Below are 18,083 nucleotides of genomic sequence, written 5' to 3'. Positions count from 1 at the left end.
CCTTCGTGCTCGAGACGCCGGATCTCGTCGCGCAGCTCGGCCGCGCGTTCGTAGTTCTCGCCTTCGAGCGCGCGGCGCAGTTCGTCATACAGGCGCTGGACCTGACGCGAGCGTTCGAGTCCCGCGCCCTCGCGATTCGGATGGCGACCGCGGTGCCGCGTGTCGCCGTGGATCTGGCGCAGCAGGCGACGGAGCTGCGGCTGAAACGCGACGTAGCACTCGGAGCACCCGAGGCGGCCGGTCTCCTTGAACGACGAGTACGGCAACTGGCAGCGCGGGCACTGCACGCTCCCGACCCGCTCTTCCTCGTTCGCGGTCGTGCTGTCGACCATGCCGGCGAGAATGTCCGAGATCTCGAATGACTTGGCGGTCGGGCTCTGCAGCCCCTTCTCCTCGGCGCAGCGCTCGCACACGTGGATCTCCGTCATCTTGTTGTCGTGAATCTCGGTGAAGTGCACGTTCGCCGGATTCTTGCCGCAGATCTGGCACAGCACGCTCACACCTCCGAGTTCCACGGACTCAACCGGCCATCCACGAGTTTCACGGTGCGATCCGCTCGACGCGCGAGCCGCTCGTCGTGGGTCGCGATCACGAAGGTGCGCTGCCGCTCGCGCGCCAGTCGCACCAGGAGATCGTGCAGCGCTTCGGCCGAGACCGGGTCCAGATCGCCACTCGGCTCGTCTGCGAGCACCAGGTCCGGTTCGGGCGCGAGTGCTCTCGCCACCGCGACCCGTTGTGCCTCACCGCCCGAGAGCTGCGACGGCAGGTGACTCCAGCGGGCCGGCAAGCCGACCGACTCGAGTGCCTCGCGGGCGCGTGCGCGCGCCACACCGGGCTCGACCCCTGCGATCAGCAGCGGCATCATCACGTTCTCCTCAGCGGTGAACTCGGGCAGCAGATGATGGAACTGGAACACGAATCCCAGACGCTTTGCGCGCACCGCAGCCAGTGCGCTTTCGGATAGATGCTCCACCCGCTCTCCGCGAATCGCGACCGTGCCACGGTCCGGTCGATCGAGTGTTCCGAGGATGTTCAGCAGGGTGCTCTTGCCGACCCCGGAAACTCCGAGAATAGCCAGAATTGTGCCACGCGGGACTTCGAGATCGACGGCGTCCAGGACCAGCAGATTTCCCGCCGGCGCCGAGTAGGAACGTGAAACGCCATGCACGCTGAGAACCAGGTCTCGGCCTTCAAGGTCCTTGTTTGCATGCGATTCAGAGATCGAGCTCATCGGTTACCTCAGGCCTGTCGCCGGATCGCCTCGACCGGATCCAGAAGCGACGCCCGCCATGCCGGGTAGAGGGCAGCGGCCAGACAAAGTCCTACGGTGGCCAGGATCACGGCAATGAAGTCGGGCGCCTCGGGCCGCACGGGCAGGCGTTCGATGAAGTAGACGTCGCCCGGAAGCGTGACGATCGGGTAGCGCGCCAGCAGCGCGATCGCCAGCCCGCCGAGCCCGGTGCCGATCGTCACGCCGAAGCCGCCGATGAGCAGACCCTCGACCAGGAAGATGCGAAGGATCAGCGCGCGGCTGGCGCCGAGTGACTTGAGCACGCCGATGTCGCGACGCTTCTCGCTCACCACCATGAACAGGGTGCTCACGATGCTGAATGCCGCGACCAGAACGATCAGCGCGAGGATCAGGAACATCACCGCCTTCTCGAGCTTCATCCAGGTGAACAGATTGCGATTGAGATCCATCCAGTTGTTCGCGCGCAGCGTCGGGTCGCCCGAATCGTGCTCGCCCGGATCGCTCCCGGGCCGAGCCACCTCGACCAGGATGCGATCCGCGGTGGCCGGCGCGTCGAACATGTCGCGCAGTCGCACGGCGACACCGGTGACCGACGTGCCGAGGCCGAAGAACTCTTGTGCCGCCGGAATCGACACGAATCCGAAGCTCGAATCGTAGGTGTAGAGCCCCGAGCGGAAAATCGCCGCGAGCACGAAGCGACGCAGCTTGGTCTGGTAGCCGGTCACCGAGCGGCCGGAACCCGTGAAGGTCGCGAGCAGCACGGTGTCGCCGACCGTGATCGAGAGCCGGTTCACGACTTCACTCCCGAGCGCCACCTCGGGGAGCGCATCGCCCGCCCCGTCTCCGAGACGCGCCAGCACGGGGGTCAGATTGCGGGCGATCGACGTCACGTCGTTCTCGCGCGCGAGGTCGACGCCCTTGACCACCACGCCTTCCGCGAAGCCGCCGTGGAATACCATCGCCTTCGCGTAGGTGAACGGAGCGACTCCCACGACGCCTGCGACGCGACGTGCCCGGCGCATCACGGCCTCGGGATCACGCAGTCCGGCGGTGTCGTGCCCGAGCAGCACGATGTGCGCGTCGGTCCCGGCGATGCGAGTCTGCACCTCGCTCTCGAAGCCGTTCATGACCGCCAGCACCACCAGCAGCGCCATGACTCCGACCGCGACTCCTCCGATCGAAATCGCGGTGAGCAGGGTGATGAAACCGCTCTGCCGCCGCGTCTTCAAGTACCGGGCGGCGATCCAGAACGGGAGGTTCAATGCGGCGCGAGGGGGGCCGAGGGCGCGTCCTCCTCCGCGGTCTCGTCGTCGGACACCGGCCGGCCCTCCTCGGGTCTCAGTTGAGGAAACAACTGCACCTCACGAATCGAGCGCGAGTTCGTGAGCAGCATGACGAGCCGGTCGAATCCGATCCCCACCCCACCGGTCGGCGGCATCCCGTACTCGAGCGCCCGGAGATAGTCGTGGTCGAGCATCTGAGCCTCGTCGTCGCCGGCCGCCCTCAGCGCCATCTGGGCTTCGAACGCGGCGCGCTGAGCATCGGGGTCGTTCTGCTCCGAGAACGCATTGGCCAGTTCCATACCGGCTGCGAACACTTCGAAGCGCTCCACCACGCCGGGCCGCGTGCGACTGAGGCGCGCCAACGGCGACATCTCGGCCGGGAAGTCGACCAGAAAACACGGTTGATCGAGCTCCGGCTGGACCAGCGCGCTGAACAGCTCGTCGAGCATGGTTCCAGCTCCCGAGCCGGGACGCACCGAGAGTCCGTGCGCCGCGAGCAGGCGCTGCATGCGGGCCGGCGCCAGGTCGTCGACCCGCTCCCCTACTTTGTCGCTCACGCGATCGATCATCGAGACGCGCGGCCACGGCGGCGTGAAGTCGAGCGCGTGTCCCTGGTACTCGAGCCTCGTTCCTCCGGTCGCAGTCTCGAGCGCTCGCACGAACAGGGCCTCCGTGACGCTCATCATGTCGTGCACGTCCGCGAAGGCCTGGTAGTACTCGAGGATCGTGAATTCCGGATTGTGCGACCGATCCATGCCCTCATTGCGGAAGTTGCGCGAGAACTCGTAGACGCGATCCAGACCGCCGACGATCAGGCGTTTGAGATACAACTCGTCCGAAATACGCAGGTACAGTTCCATGTCGAGCGCGTGGTGGCGCGTCACGAACGGGCGCGCGAACGCACCGCCGTAGAGCGGCTGCAGCACCGGCGTCTCGACCTCGAGATAGCCGAGGCCGTCGAGGAACTCGCGGATCGCCCGCGTCACCCGCGAGCGGGTTCGAAACACCTCGCGCACCGGCAGGTTCACGAACAGATCGGCGTAGCGCTGGCGATACCGCGTCTCGGGGTCCTGAAGCCCGTGCCACTTCTCGGGCAGCGGGCGGATCGATTTCGCCAGCAGTTCGACCGCGTCCGCGCGCACCGTGATCTCACCGGTGCGGGTACGGAACACCGGACCCTCGACTCCGACCCAGTCACCGACGTCGAGCAATTCATAGCGGCGATACTGGTCACCGAGCTGATCGGCGCGGAAATACGCCTGTACGCGCCCACTGCGATCCAGCAGATGCGCGAAGCCCGCCTTGCCGTGCCCGCGCAGCGTCATCGCGCGCCCTGCGATCCGGACTCGCTCACCGGGCTGCTCGGTGACGCGATCCCCCCACGCGAGGATCTCGGCCGCGTGGTGGGTGACCTCGTAGCGATAGGCGTAGGGCTCGACGCCGATCTCGCGCCAGCGCGCGATCTTCTCGCGTCGCTGGTCCATCAGCAGACGCAGTGACATGGCTCTCCTCGCGATGGCGGTGCGCACACCGCACGGCAGGGCTCGAATCGCGCGACTCTAGGCAGCGTGCGCGCGGGGTGTCAACCGCGGCCGTGGCCCGTGCGGCGTCAGCGCGCGCCCGCCGCGCGCGTGACTCCCTCGAACTGGAGCTTGTGTGCGCGGGGATCGACCGCGACCGGATACCGGCCGGTGAAGCACGCGCTGCAATAGCGCTCGGGCTCGCGCTCGCACGCCAGCAATCCCTCGTGCGAGAGATAGCCGAGCGAATCCACACCGAGGAACTCGGCGATCTCCGCCACACTCTTGACCGCGCCGATCAACTCCCGCCGACTCGGCGTGTCGATCCCGTAGAAGCACGGATGCGTCACCGGGGGTGAGCCGACTCGAAAGTGGACTTCGCTCGCACCCGCGCGCCGCAGGATACGAACCAGCTTGCGACTCGTCGTGCCGCGCACGATCGAATCGTCCACCACCACCACTCGCCGTCCCTCGAGCACCTCGCGCACCGGATTGAACTTGATGCGAACGCTCGAGTCGCGCTCTTCCTGCAGCGGCTGGATGAACGTGCGGCCGATGTAGTGGTTGCGGATCAGACCGAGCTCGAACGCCGTGCCCGACGCCTCGGAGTAGCCGAGCGCGATCGAGTTGCTGGAGTCCGGCACCGCGATCACCACGTCGGCCTCCGCCGGCTGCTCCGCGGCGAGTCGATGGCCGATGCGCCGCCGCACCCGATCGACCCCTTCACCGAACACGCGACTGTCGGGGCGCGAGAAGTAGATGTGTTCGAAGATGCAGTGGCGTGCCGGCTCGGCGGCCGGCAGCGCCCGCCGCGAACGCATGCCCTGCGAATCGAGCCGCACCAGCTCACCGCGCTCGACGTCGCGCACGTAGTCCGCGCCGACCAGATCGAGCGCGCAGGTCTCGCTCGCGACCACGTACCCGTCCCCCAGCCGACCGATGCACAGCGGCCGGAAGCCGTGCGCGTCGCGCAGCGCGAACACCGCATCGGGGGCCAGCACCACGAGCGAGAATGCACCGGTCACCTGCTGCGCGGCCTCGACCAGTGCATCCTCGACCGAGCAGTCGCCGGCCAGCGCCATCAAGTGAAGGAGCACTTCCGTATCGAGCGTGGTCTGAAAGATCGAACCGGCGCCCTCGAGCCCCTCTCGCAGAGCACCCGCGTTCACGAGGTTGCCGTTGTGCGCCAGCGCGAGCGCGCCGCCGCGATACACCACGCGCAGCGGTTGAGTGTTCTCGATCGTCAGGCCGCCGGTGGTCGAGTAACGATTGTGTCCGATCGCGAGCTGGCCCGGCAGGCTGCGCAACACCGCATCGGTGTAGACGTCGGAAACGAGCCCGATGCCGCGGTGACTGTGAAAAGCACCGTCGAGATCCGCGGACACGATGCCGGTGGCCTCCTGTCCGCGATGCTGCAGCGCGTGCAGTCCGAGCCCCACGACCGCGGCGGCGCGCGGCACGCCGATCGCCGCGAACACTCCGCACTCTTCACGCCATGCCTTGTCGGGCGACCAACCGTTCACGAACGACCCTCCCGGGGTGTGAGACGCCGCGTCACGGCGCGGGGGTTCCGTCGATCCAGGGAACCGGCGGTCGGCGCGTCGCCGACCGCAACTCCTGCGAATGCGGATTGCACAGTAACCCGCTGCCGCGTCCACGCAAGTCGGCGAGTCGGTTCGCGAGCGTTTCGGCCGCCTCACCGACTTCCGCGTCGAATGCGAGGATCCACGCCACCGCCTCCCGGACCTCGATCGCCTCGTGCTCGCGCTGCGCCCACCAGCGCTCCGCCCCGGCTCGCCGCGCGGCTCCCCGTTCGGTCACCAGCAGCACGACCTCTTCGCCATTCAGCGGCACGGCATCGGTCGATGCAGATCGGAGCGTGCAGCTTTCCTTGAACGGGTTGTAGAACTGACTCGACTCGTGCAGTCGCTCCGCGATGAGCGCCGGCGGACGCTGCGACCCCCGGAGTTCGATCACGCGCATCCGTCGCAGCGACCGCAGCGCGACGCCGTCCGCCAGCCGCGACCGTGCAATGGCAAGCGCCGAGACCGCAGCGGGATCCGCGGAACGCGATTCGATCCACGCCTGCGCGAAGGAACCGAGTACCGCCTGAGTCGCGCTCATGTCCGCTCTGCGACCAGATGGCGCTGCAGCCCTTCGAACAGACTCAAGCCCGGGCCCGCGGCATCCGCCTCTCCGCTCGCTCGAGCTCGATCGCGATGCGCGGCCCACTCGCCTGCAACGGCCCGGCCGAGCCCGCCCGCATTGAGCGCGCGCTCCGGATGCGGCATGATCGCGAGTACGTTTCCACGCGCATTGCACACTGCCGCAGCATCGAACTCGGCGCCGTTGGGATTGGCTGGAAAACCCGCCGCGGGCGTGCCGTCGGCGCGGACATAGCGCAACGGAACCTGACCCGCCGCACCGAGTGCGGCAAGGCGATCCGGATCCCGACTCGTGAAGCGGCCCTCGCCGTGCGCGATCGGAAGCGGCAACAACGTGCCGACCGGCAGATGGCGCGTGAAGACGCAAGCCGACGCCTCGATGCGTACGTAGATCCAGCGCGCGAAGTAACCGGAGCGGTCGGGCATGCGATTGCCGGCCAGCGCCAGCTCCACGTGCTCGCCTCCCGGCACCAGCCCGGCCTCGACCAGGACCTGCGCCCCGTTGCAGATCCCCAGCACCGGCTTGCCACGCTCCGCGGCTGCGGCGAGTGCCTCGAGCAGCGGATCCTTCGCCGCCAGGGCTCCTCCACGCACCCGATCCTGATAAGAGAATCCCCCCGGGATCAGATACGCGTCGAAGTCGTGCAGCTCACTTGCCGCGCGCGTCCAGCCGAACACTTCGGCTTCGAGCCCCGAACGCTCCAGCGCTCGAGCGCTCTCGCGCTCACAGTTGACGCCCGGGAACTGCACCACCGCCACGCGCGGCCGCCTCATGACAGGTCCTCGTTCCATAGTCGCGGAAGCGGCGACTCGACCGCGGTCGCGAGTTCGTCACGCCGCCACGTGATGCTGTCCTCCGCGGCGCACAGCACGCGCAGTTCGGAGTGGTCGGCGACGGTGCCGATCGGCCACGCCACCACCCGGGCTTCGCGCGCGGCCGCCATGAAGCGCGGCAGTGCCGCGGGTGACACCTCCCAGACGATTGCCGGCTCTTCCGAGAACAGTGCAATCGCCCCTTCACACTCCAGCGCGCCGAGATCCACTTCGATTCCGAGCGGCGTTTCGACGGCGCGCGCCAGCAGCATCTCGGCGAGTGTGGTGCCGAGGCCGCCATCCGACACGTCGTGCGCGGCGACCGCAAGCCGATCCTCGGCGACGGCGACGGCGAGTGCCTGCAGCCGCGCCTCGTGCGCGAGATCGAGCGGTGGTGGAGCGGTGTCGGCGGCGCCCATCACCGTGCGCGCGTACTGCGTGCCGGTCACCGTGGTGCGGCGCTGTCCGGCGAGCACCAGGAAATTTCCTGGCTCCTGCAGCGCCTGCCCGAGCGCCGTGGTGACATCGCGGATCACGCCCGCCGCCATGACGATCGGTGAGGGGGGGATCGCGTCCGCACCGCTCTGATTGTGAAGGCTCACGTTGCCGCTCACGTACGGCAGCGGGTAGCCGGGCGCCGAGAGCTCGCCGAGCGCTTCCGCCGCGACACGCAATCCGTCGATCGTCGCTTCGAGGTCGCCCATCACCCGCTCGTCGCTCGGGTGGCCGAAGTTGAGGCAGTCGGTCAACGCGAGCGGACGGGCGCCCACGCAAGCCAGATTGCGCGCCGCCTCCGCCACCGCGTGGCGCGCGCCGAGGTCGGGATCCGCCGCGCACCAGTGCGGATTGCCGGCGACCGCGAACGCCACTCCGGTCGGGCGCTCCGGGTGAACACGTGCCACCGTGGCGTCCCCCTCACCGGGCCGCATCCAGGTGCGGCCCTGCACCTCGGAGTCGTAGTGGCGGAACAGATACTCGCGCGAGGCACCGTTCCAGCTCCCGAGCAGCGCGAGAAGTGCGCCGCGTGCGCCGAGCTCGCTCGGTTCCGCGGCGAGCCTCGACGCCGGCACACGGCGCTGCGCGGGACGTACCACGCGGCGCCCGGTCGTGATCGCGTCGACCGGACAGTCCACCAGCGCCTCGCCGTGCCACGTGACTCGAAACGACGGTTCGTCTCGAACCTCGCCGATCACGCGCGCGCCGGCGCCCGGGTAGACGTCGTCGAGCGCGTATTCGGTGTTGTAGAGCGTGCAGGCTTCATCGGCGAACGCCGCGGGCAGCACCCAGCAGAAGCGCTCCTGTGTCTCAGCACACAGCAGCACCTCGGGCGGAATCGGGCGATCGACGCGATGGACGGAATCGAGCCGTACCTCCGCACCGCGGCCACCCGCAGCCGCCAGCTCGCTGGTCGCGCACGCCACGCCCCCGGCGCCGAGATCTTTGAAGCCGACCTCGATTCCGCGCGATCGGATGCGGCGGAACATCTCGGCGTTCGCGACGTGCAGCACCCGCTTGAGGAACGGATCCGGGAGCTGCACCGCGCCGCGCTGATCGCCTTCGCCGAGCTCCCCGGAGGCGAACGAGGCACCGCCGAAGCCGCTCTCGTCGGTCGGCTTGCCGACCAGCACGAACACCCACGGCCCCGGTCCTTCGGGCACGCGGCTGCGCAGGATTCCGTCGCGCGGCACCAGCCCCACCGCCATCACGTTGACCAGACAGTTGGCGGCGAAGCGCGAGTCGAACACCACGTCGCCGCCGAGATTCGGAACGCCGAGCGCATTGCCGTAGTCGGCGATCCCACGCACGACGCCACGCACGATGTCTCGCGCGGCGACTCCGTCCGCGTCCGGCTCGCCGAATCGCAGACTATCGAGTACCCCGATGACTTCCGCACCCATGCAGCCGACGTCTCGAACGATGCCGCCCACACCGGTCGCCGCACCTTCGACCGGCAGGACCTGGCTCGGATGATTGTGACTCTCGTGAGCGAGCACCAGCGCGAGATCGTCACACGGCGGCGGCAGTGCCACCACGCCGGCATCCTCGCCAGGGCCGAGGATCACAGTGGGCGCTGCGGTGGGAAGCTGCTTGAGCAGATGTCGAGTGGACTTGTAGGAACAGTGCTCGCTCCAGAGAATGCCGAACAGCACGACCTCGGCCCAGCGCGGCGGACGCCCCAGCAGCTCGACCAGCAGCGCGACCTCGTCAGGCTCGAGCGTCACCCCGCGCCTGGCGAGCCGCCGTGCGACCGCCGCCGGATCCCGCGCCTCCTCGAGCGAATAGGCGAACGTGTCGAGCGCGGCCGAGCTCATGAAGCGGGGACTCCTGCGCGCGCGAACAGCGCGTCGACGCTGCGAAGGTGATGTTCGAGGTCGAAGCACGCGGCGAGTGACGCGCCGTCGAGGCGTGCGCGCACCTCGGGATCGCTCTCGAGCCCGGCTCGAAAGGGGACCGCGCCATCCAGGGCGGCGAGCGCGTGCCGCTGAACCACCCGGTACGCCTCGTCGCGCGCCAGACCGGCCGCGACCAGCGCGAGCAGGACCCGCTGCGAGTGCACGATGCCGCCACCGGCTTCGAGGTTGGAGCGCATGCGCGGGGCATGCACCACGAGTCCGGCGAGCACCGATTCGAGTTCCGCCGCCATGAAATCGGCGACCAGAAACGCGTCCGGGAAGATCACTCGCTCGACCGACGAGTGACTGATGTCGCGTTCGTGCCACAGCGCCTGGTTCTCGAACCCCGCCGCGGCGTGCGCTCGCAACAGGCGCGCAAGGCCGCAGACGCGCTCGCAACGCACCGGGTTGCGCTTGTGCGGCATCGCGGAGGACCCCTTCTGCCCGAGCTCGAACGGCTCTTCGACCTCTCGCACCTCGGTGCGCTGCAGGTGCCGGATCTCGAGCGCGATCTTCTCCAGCGTGCCGCCCAGAACCGCGAGCATCGCGAGCAGCGCCGCGTGTCGGTCGCGCTGCACCACCTGGTTGGCGATCGGCTCAGGGACGAGGCCGAGGCTCGCCAGCGCTTCCGACTCGAGCGCGGCGTCGAGATGCGCGAGCGTGCCGACCGCGCCCGAGAACTTTCCGACCGCGCAGTCGGCGAGCGCGGCGGCGAGTCGGCGCTCCGCTCGCCCCAGCTCCTCGCTCCACAGCAGGCACTTGAGCCCGAACGTGATCGGCTCGGCATGCACCCCGTGCGATCGACCGATCATGGGCGTGCGCCGATGCGTCTGAGCGAGCGCATAGACGGTGCGCCGAAGCCGCGAAACCTCACCGGTCAGTCCCGCACCCGCCTCGGCAATCTGTAACGCCAGCGCGGTGTCCACCAGATCGGAAGAGGTCATGCCCACGTGCAGGTGACGCGCATCGTCGCCAACGGTCTCGGCCACCATGCTCAGGAACGCAATCACGTCGTGCCGCACCTGCGCTTCGATCGCGTCCATGCGCGCGACGTCGATGCGGGCGCTCGCGCGTATCCGTGCCACGCTGCCCGCGGGGACCTCGCCGCGGCGTTCGCGCACCGCGGTCGCCGCCAGCTCAACTTCGAGCCAGCGCTCGAGCCGGCGCGCATCGCTCCAGACCTTCGCCATCGCGGGTCGCGCGTAGCGTTCGATCAATTCGTGACCTCGCCGCTGCGCGGCGCCTCTTCGAGCGTGACGGTGAGCGTGAGCGAACGGCCGGCGCGATCCAGCTCGAGCTTCAGGCGATCGCCGACCTCGGCGCCGTAGATCGAGCGCTGAGCATCGTCGACGTTTCGGATCGGGCGCTCGTTGACCGAGCGGACGCGATCGCCGGGCTTGACGCCGGCGCGCGCGGCCGGCCCATCCGGGTCCACGCGCGAAACCACGAGTCCCTCGGTATCGCGAAATCCGAGACGCTGCGCGAGATAGGGCGTGATCGCCTGGACGGTGAAGCCGGGCCAAGCGATCCGGATGCGGCCGTACTTCTGCAGCTCGCCGAGGATCCGGCGTCCCAGGTTGATCGGGATCGCGAAGCCGAGCCCGATCGAGCCGCCGCCCTGCGTGAAGATGAAGGAGTTGATGCCGATCACCTCGCCGTCGGCGTTGACGAGCGGTCCTCCGCTGTTGCCAGGATTGATCGCCGCATCGGTCTGAATCATGTTCTTGTACACGCCGACGTTCGAGGCCTCGGACTTGATGTCGCGACGCGTGGCGCTCACCACCCCGGCCGTCACGGTCGGCTGGGTGTCGCTCAGCAGGTAGCCGAACGGGCTCCCGATCGCGATGGCCCACTCGCCCACCACCAGATGATCGCTGTCGCCCAGCCGCACCGCGGGCAAGCCGCTGGCGTCGACCTTGAGCACCGCGACATCGTAGATCGGGCTCGCACCCAGCAGTCGCGCCTTCAGCTGACGGCCGTCCGAGAGCGTGACCTTGATGTCGTCGGCGTCGCGCACCACGTGCTCGTTCGTCATGATCGTGCCACCCGGATCCACGATGAACCCCGACCCGAGTCCCGGAATCCGCTGGCGGTATTCGGTCGGCGGGAAGAAGCGATCGAAGAATTCATCGCGCAGCACGCCGCCGAACGGATCCGAGCGCACCACGCGGCTCGCCACCACGCTGACGGACACCACCGAGGGACTGACGCGTTGTGCCGCGGTCACCACCGCGGTGCGGCGCGAAGCGCTGATCTCACCGGCCGCCGCCGCGTCGCCGACGCCGCCGAAGCGTGTGCGCGCGGCGAGGAATCCGCCTCCGCTCGCAACCACCGCGACCAGTCCGGCCAGCATCATCGCGCGCATCCGCGGGGATTCGACTCGCATCAGGCATACCTCACTTCTTCGAGACTCAGACCCTGGGGCGGCGCCGTTTCGCCGCCGCGTGAACGCTCTCGACTCTCGAGCACCGCGCGCATCGCCGCATGCGGATCCGACGTCCGGCTCGCTGCGAGCGCGGTGCCGACGATGTTGCGAACCATGTGGTAGAGGAAATGATCGGCGGCGAGCTCGAGCCGCCAGCCCGCCTCCCACCGTTCCCAGCCGATCGACAGCATGTGACAGCGCGGCGAAGTCGGAGCACCTCCGCTGGCGCGGAACGCGCTGAAATCGTGCTCCCCCTCGAGCCCGCGGGTCGCATCCGCCAGCGCCGCGCCGTCGAACCGCTGCCGCGGGCACCAGGCGAAACGGCCCCACAGCACGTCCTCGGCGTCGAGCAGCCGATAGCGATAGCGGCGCGCGCGCGCCGAGCGCCGCGCATCGAAATCGGACATCGCCTCACTCGCCGCGGTGACGCGAACATCGTCGCCAAGTCCGCGCTCCAACCGATGCGGAAGCGCTCGCGCCGGCAATCGCGTTGCGCTCTGGAAGCTCGCCACCTGACCATGGGCGTGAACTCCGGTATCGGTGCGTCCGGCGCCGACGGTCTTCACGTCTTCCTCCAGTACTTCCGAGAGTTGCCGTTCGAGCTCGCCCTGCACGGTTCGCAATCCGGGTTGACGCTGCCAGCCGTGAAACGCCGTTCCATCGTAGGCGACGTCGAGCCGGAACGTTCGCATCTCAACCACGCCACAGGATAGCCGCCGCGATCAGCGCACCACCGATCGACATCCCGAGCAGCCACGGTCCTCGCGCCTGCGGCGTCGCGCGCGACGGAGTCTCCCAACCGTGTCGGGCCTCGAGCACCAGCGCCAGTCGTTCCGCGCGTTCGAGCGCACCCGCGAGCCCCGGTACGAGCGCGGCCCGTTTCCAGGTGAAGCGTTCGACCAACGAACGCGGAGCGCGGCCGGCACGCAGGCGCTGGATCGCCGCGATGCGACGCGACTCCTCCGCGACCAGCGGCCCGAGTCGCAACGCCAGAACGGCGGCCGCGCCGAGGTCGCGGGCACGGCGCGATCCGAGCAGCGGCGTGAGTCCACCCGCCAGCACTTCCATGACGCGGTCGGGTGCGGCGAGCGCCAACACTCCGCGCGTCGCGACCCACGCCCCGAGCATTCGCAGCACCACCAGCAGTCCGAGCCGCGTGCCTTCGCGCGTCCCGGCGTGGCCGAACAGCAAAGGCCACGCGACGAGCGGTTGGCCCGGAGTGAGGTAGACGTTCAGAAGCCACGCAATCGCGGCCGCGACCAGCGCCGCGCGCAGGGCGGCGGGACCGAACGGACGCACGCGGTGGATCGCGCACACGCCGAGCGCCACGGCCACCGCAAGGCCGCAGGTCTCGAAACGCGTGCTGATCAGGGCCGCGCTGCCCGCGCCGATCAGCAACGGAATCGCGAGCGCGGTCCGCTCGGGACCCGCCTGGTCAACGTCCGGGGAAACGCTCACGCCGGCGTTCGGGAAAGCCACGCTCACGCGCCTTTCTCGCTTCGCGCCGTGGCCACCCTCAACAGCCGCTCGGCGATCTGCACGGCGTTCGTCGCTGCCCCCTTGCGGAGGTTGTCGCTGCTGACGAAGAACGCGAGCGTGCGCGGTTCGTGCAGCGCGGTACGGACGCGGCCAACCAGGATGACGTCTCTGCCGACGGCGGCGAGCGACGTCGGGTAGCGCGAGGCGGCGGGATCGTCCAGCACTTCGACACCCGGGGCGGCACGCCATAGTTCGCGCGCTGCGGCCGGATCGAGCGCGCGGCCGAGTCGCGCAGTGACGGCCGCTGCGTGCCCGATCCGAACCGGCACCCGCACCGCGGTGCAATGCATCGGCAGCAACGGCAGGCCCAGAACCTTTCGCGTTTCGGTCATCACCTTCATTTCCTCTCGCGTGTAGCCGTTCGCCTCGAATCGATCGATGTGCGGAACGACGTTGAACGCGAACGGAGCCCCGCCGTCGAGTCGCTCGGGAACCGGACCCTCGAGCCCCGCCCGGATCCCGCGTTCCAGTTCTTCGACCGCCGCGGACCCCGCGCCCGAGACCGACTGATAGCTCGCGATCTCGACCGCTTCGAGACCCACCGCGCGGGCGAGCGGCGCGAGCGCGAGCGCGACCATGATCATGGTGCAATTCGGGTTGGCGACCAGCGTGGGCTCGGCGTCGAGCAGTGCGCCGTTGATCTCGGGCACCACCAGAGGGATCTCGGGGTGATCACGAAACGCGCTGCTGTTGTCGACCACCCGCACCGCGCGCGCGCGCGCAATCGGCGCCCATTCTTCGCTCACCGCGTTGGAGCAGGCGAACAGCGCCAGGTCGACGCCGTCGAATCCGGCCGCCGAGACCGGCTGCACCGCATGCGCCTGCCCGCCGAAGTCCAGCGTGCGGGCCTCGCTGCGTTCGCTCGCGAACAATCGCAGCTCCGCGACCGGGAAACCCCGTTCCTCGAGCACGGTCCGCATCGTACGGCCGACCAGACCGGTGGCGCCTAAGATGGCGACGCGCCAGATCATGAGCGGGGCCTCACGGGGCACACGGCTGCGCGAACTCCCGAAGTCGGATGGAGGTGGGTCGGAGCGAAGCGCGAGACTGCCATCGCGCGCGAGGCACTGTCAATCGCGCACGACCGCTTCCGAGCGGCGACGCGCGAACGATCGTGCCACGAGCAGCGCGATCCCGAGTGCCGCCAGCAGGCCCGGCCAGTCGCCCAGCCTCGTGTACCACGTGGTCGGGCCGGCCGGCGGCAAAGCGACGTCCAGCACTCCCTCCTGCCACGGCTCGAGTGTCGCCACGACGCGTCCGTTCGCGTCGATCATCCGGGTCAAGCCGGTATTGGCGACGCGCGCGAGCGGAACGTGGTGCTCGACCGCTCGGAAGCACGCCATCGCGGCGTGTTGAGTCAGTGCCGCTCCGGGCCCGAACCACTCGTCGTTCGTGATGTTCACGAGCCACGTTGCACCGCTTCGCACGAACCGGCGCGCGTGACCGGGGAAGATCGACTCGAAGCAGATCAGACACGCGAAAGGTCCGGCCGCGGTCGGAAACAGAGTCCAGCGAGTGCCGCGCGACCACTCGGCCTGGCCGAGCTGAACGTTGCGCAACGCCGGCACCAGGTGTTCGTAGGGCATCCGCTCTCCGAACGGAACCAGGTGCTGCTTGGCGTAGGTCTCCGGCAATTCACCGTCGCCCGGGAACATGCCGGCCGCGTTCTCGTACAGCGGAGCACCGTCCCGGCCCAGCCGCGCCTCGGGGAATCCCGAGAAGATCGGAACGCCGACCTGCTGAGCGAGTCGGCTCACGAACAGCGATTGATCGAGCCGACGCCTCAGATAGGAGCCGGTCGCGGTCTCGGGCCAGATCGCGACCACCGGGCGCGGAGTCGCCGCGGTCGCCTGTTCGGTGAGCCTCGCCAGCTTCGCGAGGATCTCGTCGGCGTGTTGCCCGCCCCACTTGATCTCACCCGGGATGTTCGGCTGGACGAGCGCGACCCGCTCTCGCGCCTTGCGCTCGGGCAGTCGGGCCCGCAGCACCGCGGAGCCCCAGGCGAGCGGCAGCGCGATCATGAGCGCGAGCGTCACCAGCGGCGCGAGCCTTCGCGGCCGCTCCGGCCAGCTCTCGAGCGCGCGGTGGATCACACCGTTGATCGCCACGACCCACAGCGTCAGCAACGTCACGCTTCCGAGGCTCGCGAGCTGAATGAGCGGCGTGAAGTCGGCAAGTGCGTAGCCGGGCTGGAACCAGGGGAATCCGAGATCGCCGGCGCCGCGCAACTCCTCGCCGATCAGCCACGCGAGCGCGAACGTGACCGCGAGCGGTGCCCCTGATCGCCGGTGCAGTGCCACCGCTGCCGCGCTGGCGCCGCCGGCGAACAGGCCCAGGTAGGCGGCCGCGAGCAGCCAACCCGGATACTTGAGCCACGGCACGGTGATCGCGACTTCGTTCAAGCTCAGCAGCCAGTGCGCACCGATCGCGTAGAACACCAGTCCCGTGAGCCAGCCGAGTCCGAACGCCCGCCGCACTGGCCGAGGGCCGCGCGCCGCTTGCCCGAGTGCTGCGAGCAGCGGAACGAATCCGACGCACACCAGTCCGCCGAGTGCCGGAGTGAGGAACGCGACTCCGAGCGCGGCGCCGGCCAGCACCGCCAGCAGCCACGGCGGTCTAGCCGAGCTTCACCTCCCGGCCCTGCTCGGCCGAGCGGTAGATCGCGTCCATCAGTTCCATCACCGGCAGGATCTCATCTGCATGCCCGGCGGGTTTGTGCCCCTTTCGAAGGCCGTCCATCACGTGCACGATGTGCGCCTCCAGCGACTGCTTGTACTGATTCCGAGAAGTGTCGAGCGTCGGGGTGACGTTCACCAGCGTGCCATGCATGCCCTTGTGAACCCGGAACGGGTTGAGCAGCGCGGCACCGCCCGAGCCGAACACGTTGAGGTAGGCGAAGTCCTTCTCCATGAGCAGGCCCCACGTCAGCTCGAGCGTCAGCGTTGCGCCGGTCTCGAGGCGCAGAAACGCGGTCGCGCTGTCCTCGACCTCCCCTTTGCTCTGGCGATGGACGCTCGCGGTCACCGATTCGACCTTCGGCTGACCGAGCACCCACAGCGCCAGGTCCAGCATCTGGAATCCCAGGTCCAGCACCACTCCACCACCCGATTCACGCTTGGTGCGGCGCCACTCGTCCGAGTCCCAGTCGGTCTGCTGTCGCAGCCAGCCCGCCTTGGCGAAGAACACCTCGCCGAGATCGCCCTTGTCGACGAATTTGCGCAGCAGCTGCGAGTCGGCGCGATAGCGGTGCTGAACGGCGCACACCAGCATGCGGTCGGCCTTCTTTGCGGCCTTCGCCATTGCCGTCGCTTCGGCCGCGCTGCGGGCGAGCGGGCGCTCGCACAAGACGTGCTTTCCGGCCTCGAGCGAGGCGGTCGCCATCGGAGCGTGCAGGAAGTTCGGAGTGCAAAGATCCACGACATCGACCGAATCGTCGGACAGCAGATCGTCGAGCCGGCCGCTCGATTGCGGAACCTGGAACTTCTGCGCCACCCGCGCGGCCTTCTCGGGGTCGCGATCCACGAGCCACACCAGCTCGACGTCCTCGAGCTTCTTGAGCGTCGGGATGTGATTGATCTGCGCCGCGGCACCGACGCCGACGAGTCCGATGCGAAGGATCCTGCGCGCCACGCCACCTCCGGAGGGTTGAGAGACGCGGCAGTCTAGGAAGCACCTTCGGGAGCGTCAAGGCACGCGGCGGAATCCGCCGCGAGCAGACCGTAACGACGCAGCTTCTTGAGCAGACCCTGACGCGACAGTCCGAGCGCTCGGGCCGCGCGCGACTTGTTGCCGCGCGTGCGCTCGAGCGTCTCGAGCAACCGCCGCTCCTCGAGCGCCCGAGTCTCGGCGTGCAGCCCGTTGCGCGACCGGTGCTCCGGCAACGCCGGCGCCGGCCAGTGCTGTTCCGCGACGCGCTCGCGCGCACCCGACACTCGCACCGCGTACGCACAGGCATTCGCCAGCTCGCGCACGTTGCCAGGCCACGACCAGCGCAACAGGTGCTCGGCCAGCGAGGGCTCGAGCGCCGGTGCTTCGGAGCGACCGGCCGCGCGCGCCAGGAAGTGGCGGGCGAGCAGCAGGATGTCGTGCCCACGCTCTCGCAGGGGAGGGAGCCGCAGCGTCACCGCGTTCAGTCGAAAGTAGAGGTCGGCCCGAAACTCGGAGCGTCCCACCGCCTGATCGAGCCCCCGATGCGTCGCCGATACGATGCGAACGTCCACGCGCCGCACCCGGGTGTCGCCGACGCGCCGCGTCTCACCCTCCTGCAGCACTCGCAGCAGCTTCATCTGGAGCAGTGCGCTCGCGTCGCCGATCTCGTCGAGAAACAGCGTGCCCTGATGCGCGACCTCGAACAGTCCAGGGCGTTCGCCGACCGCTCCGGTGTAGGCACCGCGTGCATGGCCGAACAGCTCGCTCTCGATCAGGCTGTCGGGAGTCGCACCACAATTGTGAGCGACGAACGCGCTCGCGAATCGCTCGCTGCCCTCGTGGATGGCGCGCGCCACCAGCTCCTTGCCGGTCCCGCTCTCGCCCAGCAGAAGCACCGGAAGTTCGCTCGCGGCGATGCGGGGAAGCGTCTCCAGCACGTCCTTCCATGCCGCCGACTCGCCCAGCATCATCGTGCGTGGCCGTTCACCGCCTGCCTGCCGATCCGTCGTCACCACGTCGTTCCTCCGCGCGCGGCGCGGAGTCA

The 18,083-nt window shown here is 69.0% G+C and carries 16 protein-coding genes; all 16 read right to left on the bottom strand.

All coding sequences use genetic code 11. The annotated features are described in order from the left end of the window. The coding region (locus tag HOP12_07760) for a hypothetical protein (protein ID NOT34050.1) at positions 1-494 on the bottom strand (494 nt) is incomplete at its 3' end. Positions 495-496: 2 nt separating this feature from the next. Further along, complete coding sequence (locus tag HOP12_07755; protein NOT34049.1) at positions 497-1,231, bottom strand: ABC transporter ATP-binding protein; 735 nt, start codon at positions 1,229-1,231, stop codon at positions 497-499. Between the two features lie 8 nt (positions 1,232-1,239). Beyond that, on the bottom strand, positions 1,240-2,514 hold the full coding sequence (locus tag HOP12_07750) for an ABC transporter permease (GenBank protein ID NOT34048.1): 1,275 nt from the start codon (positions 2,512-2,514) through the stop codon (positions 1,240-1,242). Next, a complete protein-coding gene (gene lysS, locus HOP12_07745) occupies positions 2,511-4,037 on the bottom strand; it encodes a lysine--tRNA ligase (GenBank protein ID NOT34047.1) in 1,527 nt (508 codons plus the stop codon). Before lysS ends, HOP12_07750 begins: the two co-directional genes overlap by 4 nt. A 107-nt stretch (positions 4,038-4,144) precedes the next feature. After that, on the bottom strand, positions 4,145-5,578 hold the full coding sequence (locus tag HOP12_07740; protein NOT34046.1) for an amidophosphoribosyltransferase: 1,434 nt from the start codon (positions 5,576-5,578) through the stop codon (positions 4,145-4,147). Between the two features lie 31 nt (positions 5,579-5,609). Then, positions 5,610-6,179 carry a hypothetical protein gene (locus HOP12_07735; protein ID NOT34045.1) on the bottom strand — a complete coding sequence of 190 codons (570 nt, stop codon included), beginning with the start codon at positions 6,177-6,179 and terminating at the stop codon, positions 5,610-5,612. Then, on the bottom strand, positions 6,176-6,994 hold the full coding sequence (gene purQ / locus HOP12_07730; protein ID NOT34044.1) for a phosphoribosylformylglycinamidine synthase I: 819 nt from the start codon (positions 6,992-6,994) through the stop codon (positions 6,176-6,178). The genes HOP12_07735 and purQ overlap by 4 nt, the downstream gene beginning before the upstream one ends. Beyond that, entirely contained in the window at positions 6,991-9,345 is a 2,355-nt protein-coding gene (gene purL / locus HOP12_07725; GenBank protein ID NOT34043.1) for a phosphoribosylformylglycinamidine synthase subunit PurL, read from the bottom strand. Before purL ends, purQ begins: the two co-directional genes overlap by 4 nt. Further along, the gene (locus HOP12_07720; protein ID NOT34042.1) at positions 9,342-10,643 is read right to left on the bottom strand and encodes an adenylosuccinate lyase; all 1,302 of its coding nucleotides are present in this window, start codon (positions 10,641-10,643) and stop codon (positions 9,342-9,344) included. The genes purL and HOP12_07720 overlap by 4 nt, the downstream gene beginning before the upstream one ends. Further along, positions 10,640-11,812, bottom strand: a complete 1,173-nt coding sequence (locus tag HOP12_07715; GenBank protein ID NOT34041.1) for a trypsin-like serine protease — start codon at positions 11,810-11,812, stop codon at positions 10,640-10,642. Before HOP12_07715 ends, HOP12_07720 begins: the two co-directional genes overlap by 4 nt. After that, complete coding sequence (gene truA / locus HOP12_07710) at positions 11,812-12,543, bottom strand: tRNA pseudouridine(38-40) synthase TruA (protein ID NOT34040.1); 732 nt, start codon at positions 12,541-12,543, stop codon at positions 11,812-11,814. The genes HOP12_07715 and truA overlap by 1 nt, the downstream gene beginning before the upstream one ends. Before the next feature lies 1 nt (position 12,544). Next, on the bottom strand, positions 12,545-13,336 hold the full coding sequence (locus tag HOP12_07705; protein NOT34039.1) for a hypothetical protein: 792 nt from the start codon (positions 13,334-13,336) through the stop codon (positions 12,545-12,547). Then, entirely contained in the window at positions 13,333-14,361 is a 1,029-nt protein-coding gene (locus HOP12_07700; protein ID NOT34038.1) for an aspartate-semialdehyde dehydrogenase, read from the bottom strand. Before HOP12_07700 ends, HOP12_07705 begins: the two co-directional genes overlap by 4 nt. 99 nt (positions 14,362-14,460) lie before the next feature. Beyond that, entirely contained in the window at positions 14,461-15,987 is a 1,527-nt protein-coding gene (lnt, locus tag HOP12_07695; GenBank protein ID NOT34037.1) for an apolipoprotein N-acyltransferase, read from the bottom strand. Between the two features lie 19 nt (positions 15,988-16,006). After that, positions 16,007-17,020 (bottom strand): Gfo/Idh/MocA family oxidoreductase, encoded by a 1,014-nt coding sequence (locus HOP12_07690; GenBank protein NOT34036.1) that lies wholly within the window; start codon positions 17,018-17,020, stop codon positions 16,007-16,009. A gap of 32 nt (positions 17,021-17,052) precedes the next feature. After that, a complete protein-coding gene (locus tag HOP12_07685) occupies positions 17,053-18,009 on the bottom strand; it encodes a sigma 54-interacting transcriptional regulator (protein NOT34035.1) in 957 nt (318 codons plus the stop codon). Between the last annotated feature and the right edge of the window lie 74 nt (positions 18,010-18,083).

The organism is Candidatus Eisenbacteria bacterium, from assembly GCA_013140805.1.
Lineage (GTDB): Bacteria > Eisenbacteria > RBG-16-71-46 > RBG-16-71-46 > RBG-16-71-46 > JABFRW01.
Note: the sequence above shows the minus strand (reverse complement) of the source record. Positions and strands in the feature narration are given on the sequence as shown.

What these genes read in the sequence shown, in the direction of transcription:
- HOP12_07755 (NOT34049.1), bottom strand. Translation starts at nt 1,231, where the DNA reads ATGAGCTCGATCTCTGAATCGCATGCAAACAAGGACCTTGAAGGCCGA.
- lysS (NOT34047.1), bottom strand. Translation starts at nt 4,037, where the DNA reads ATGTCACTGCGTCTGCTGATGGACCAGCGACGCGAGAAGATCGCGCGC.
- HOP12_07735 (NOT34045.1), bottom strand. Translation starts at nt 6,179, where the DNA reads ATGAGCGCGACTCAGGCGGTACTCGGTTCCTTCGCGCAGGCGTGGATC.
- purQ (NOT34044.1), bottom strand. Translation starts at nt 6,994, where the DNA reads ATGAGGCGGCCGCGCGTGGCGGTGGTGCAGTTCCCGGGCGTCAACTGT.
- purL (NOT34043.1), bottom strand. Translation starts at nt 9,345, where the DNA reads ATGAGCTCGGCCGCGCTCGACACGTTCGCCTATTCGCTCGAGGAGGCG.
- HOP12_07715 (NOT34041.1), bottom strand. Translation starts at nt 11,812, where the DNA reads ATGCGAGTCGAATCCCCGCGGATGCGCGCGATGATGCTGGCCGGACTG.
- truA (NOT34040.1), bottom strand. Translation starts at nt 12,543, where the DNA reads ATGCGAACGTTCCGGCTCGACGTCGCCTACGATGGAACGGCGTTTCAC.
- HOP12_07700 (NOT34038.1), bottom strand. Translation starts at nt 14,361, where the DNA reads ATGATCTGGCGCGTCGCCATCTTAGGCGCCACCGGTCTGGTCGGCCGT.
- HOP12_07685 (NOT34035.1), bottom strand. Translation starts at nt 18,009, where the DNA reads ATGATGCTGGGCGAGTCGGCGGCATGGAAGGACGTGCTGGAGACGCTT.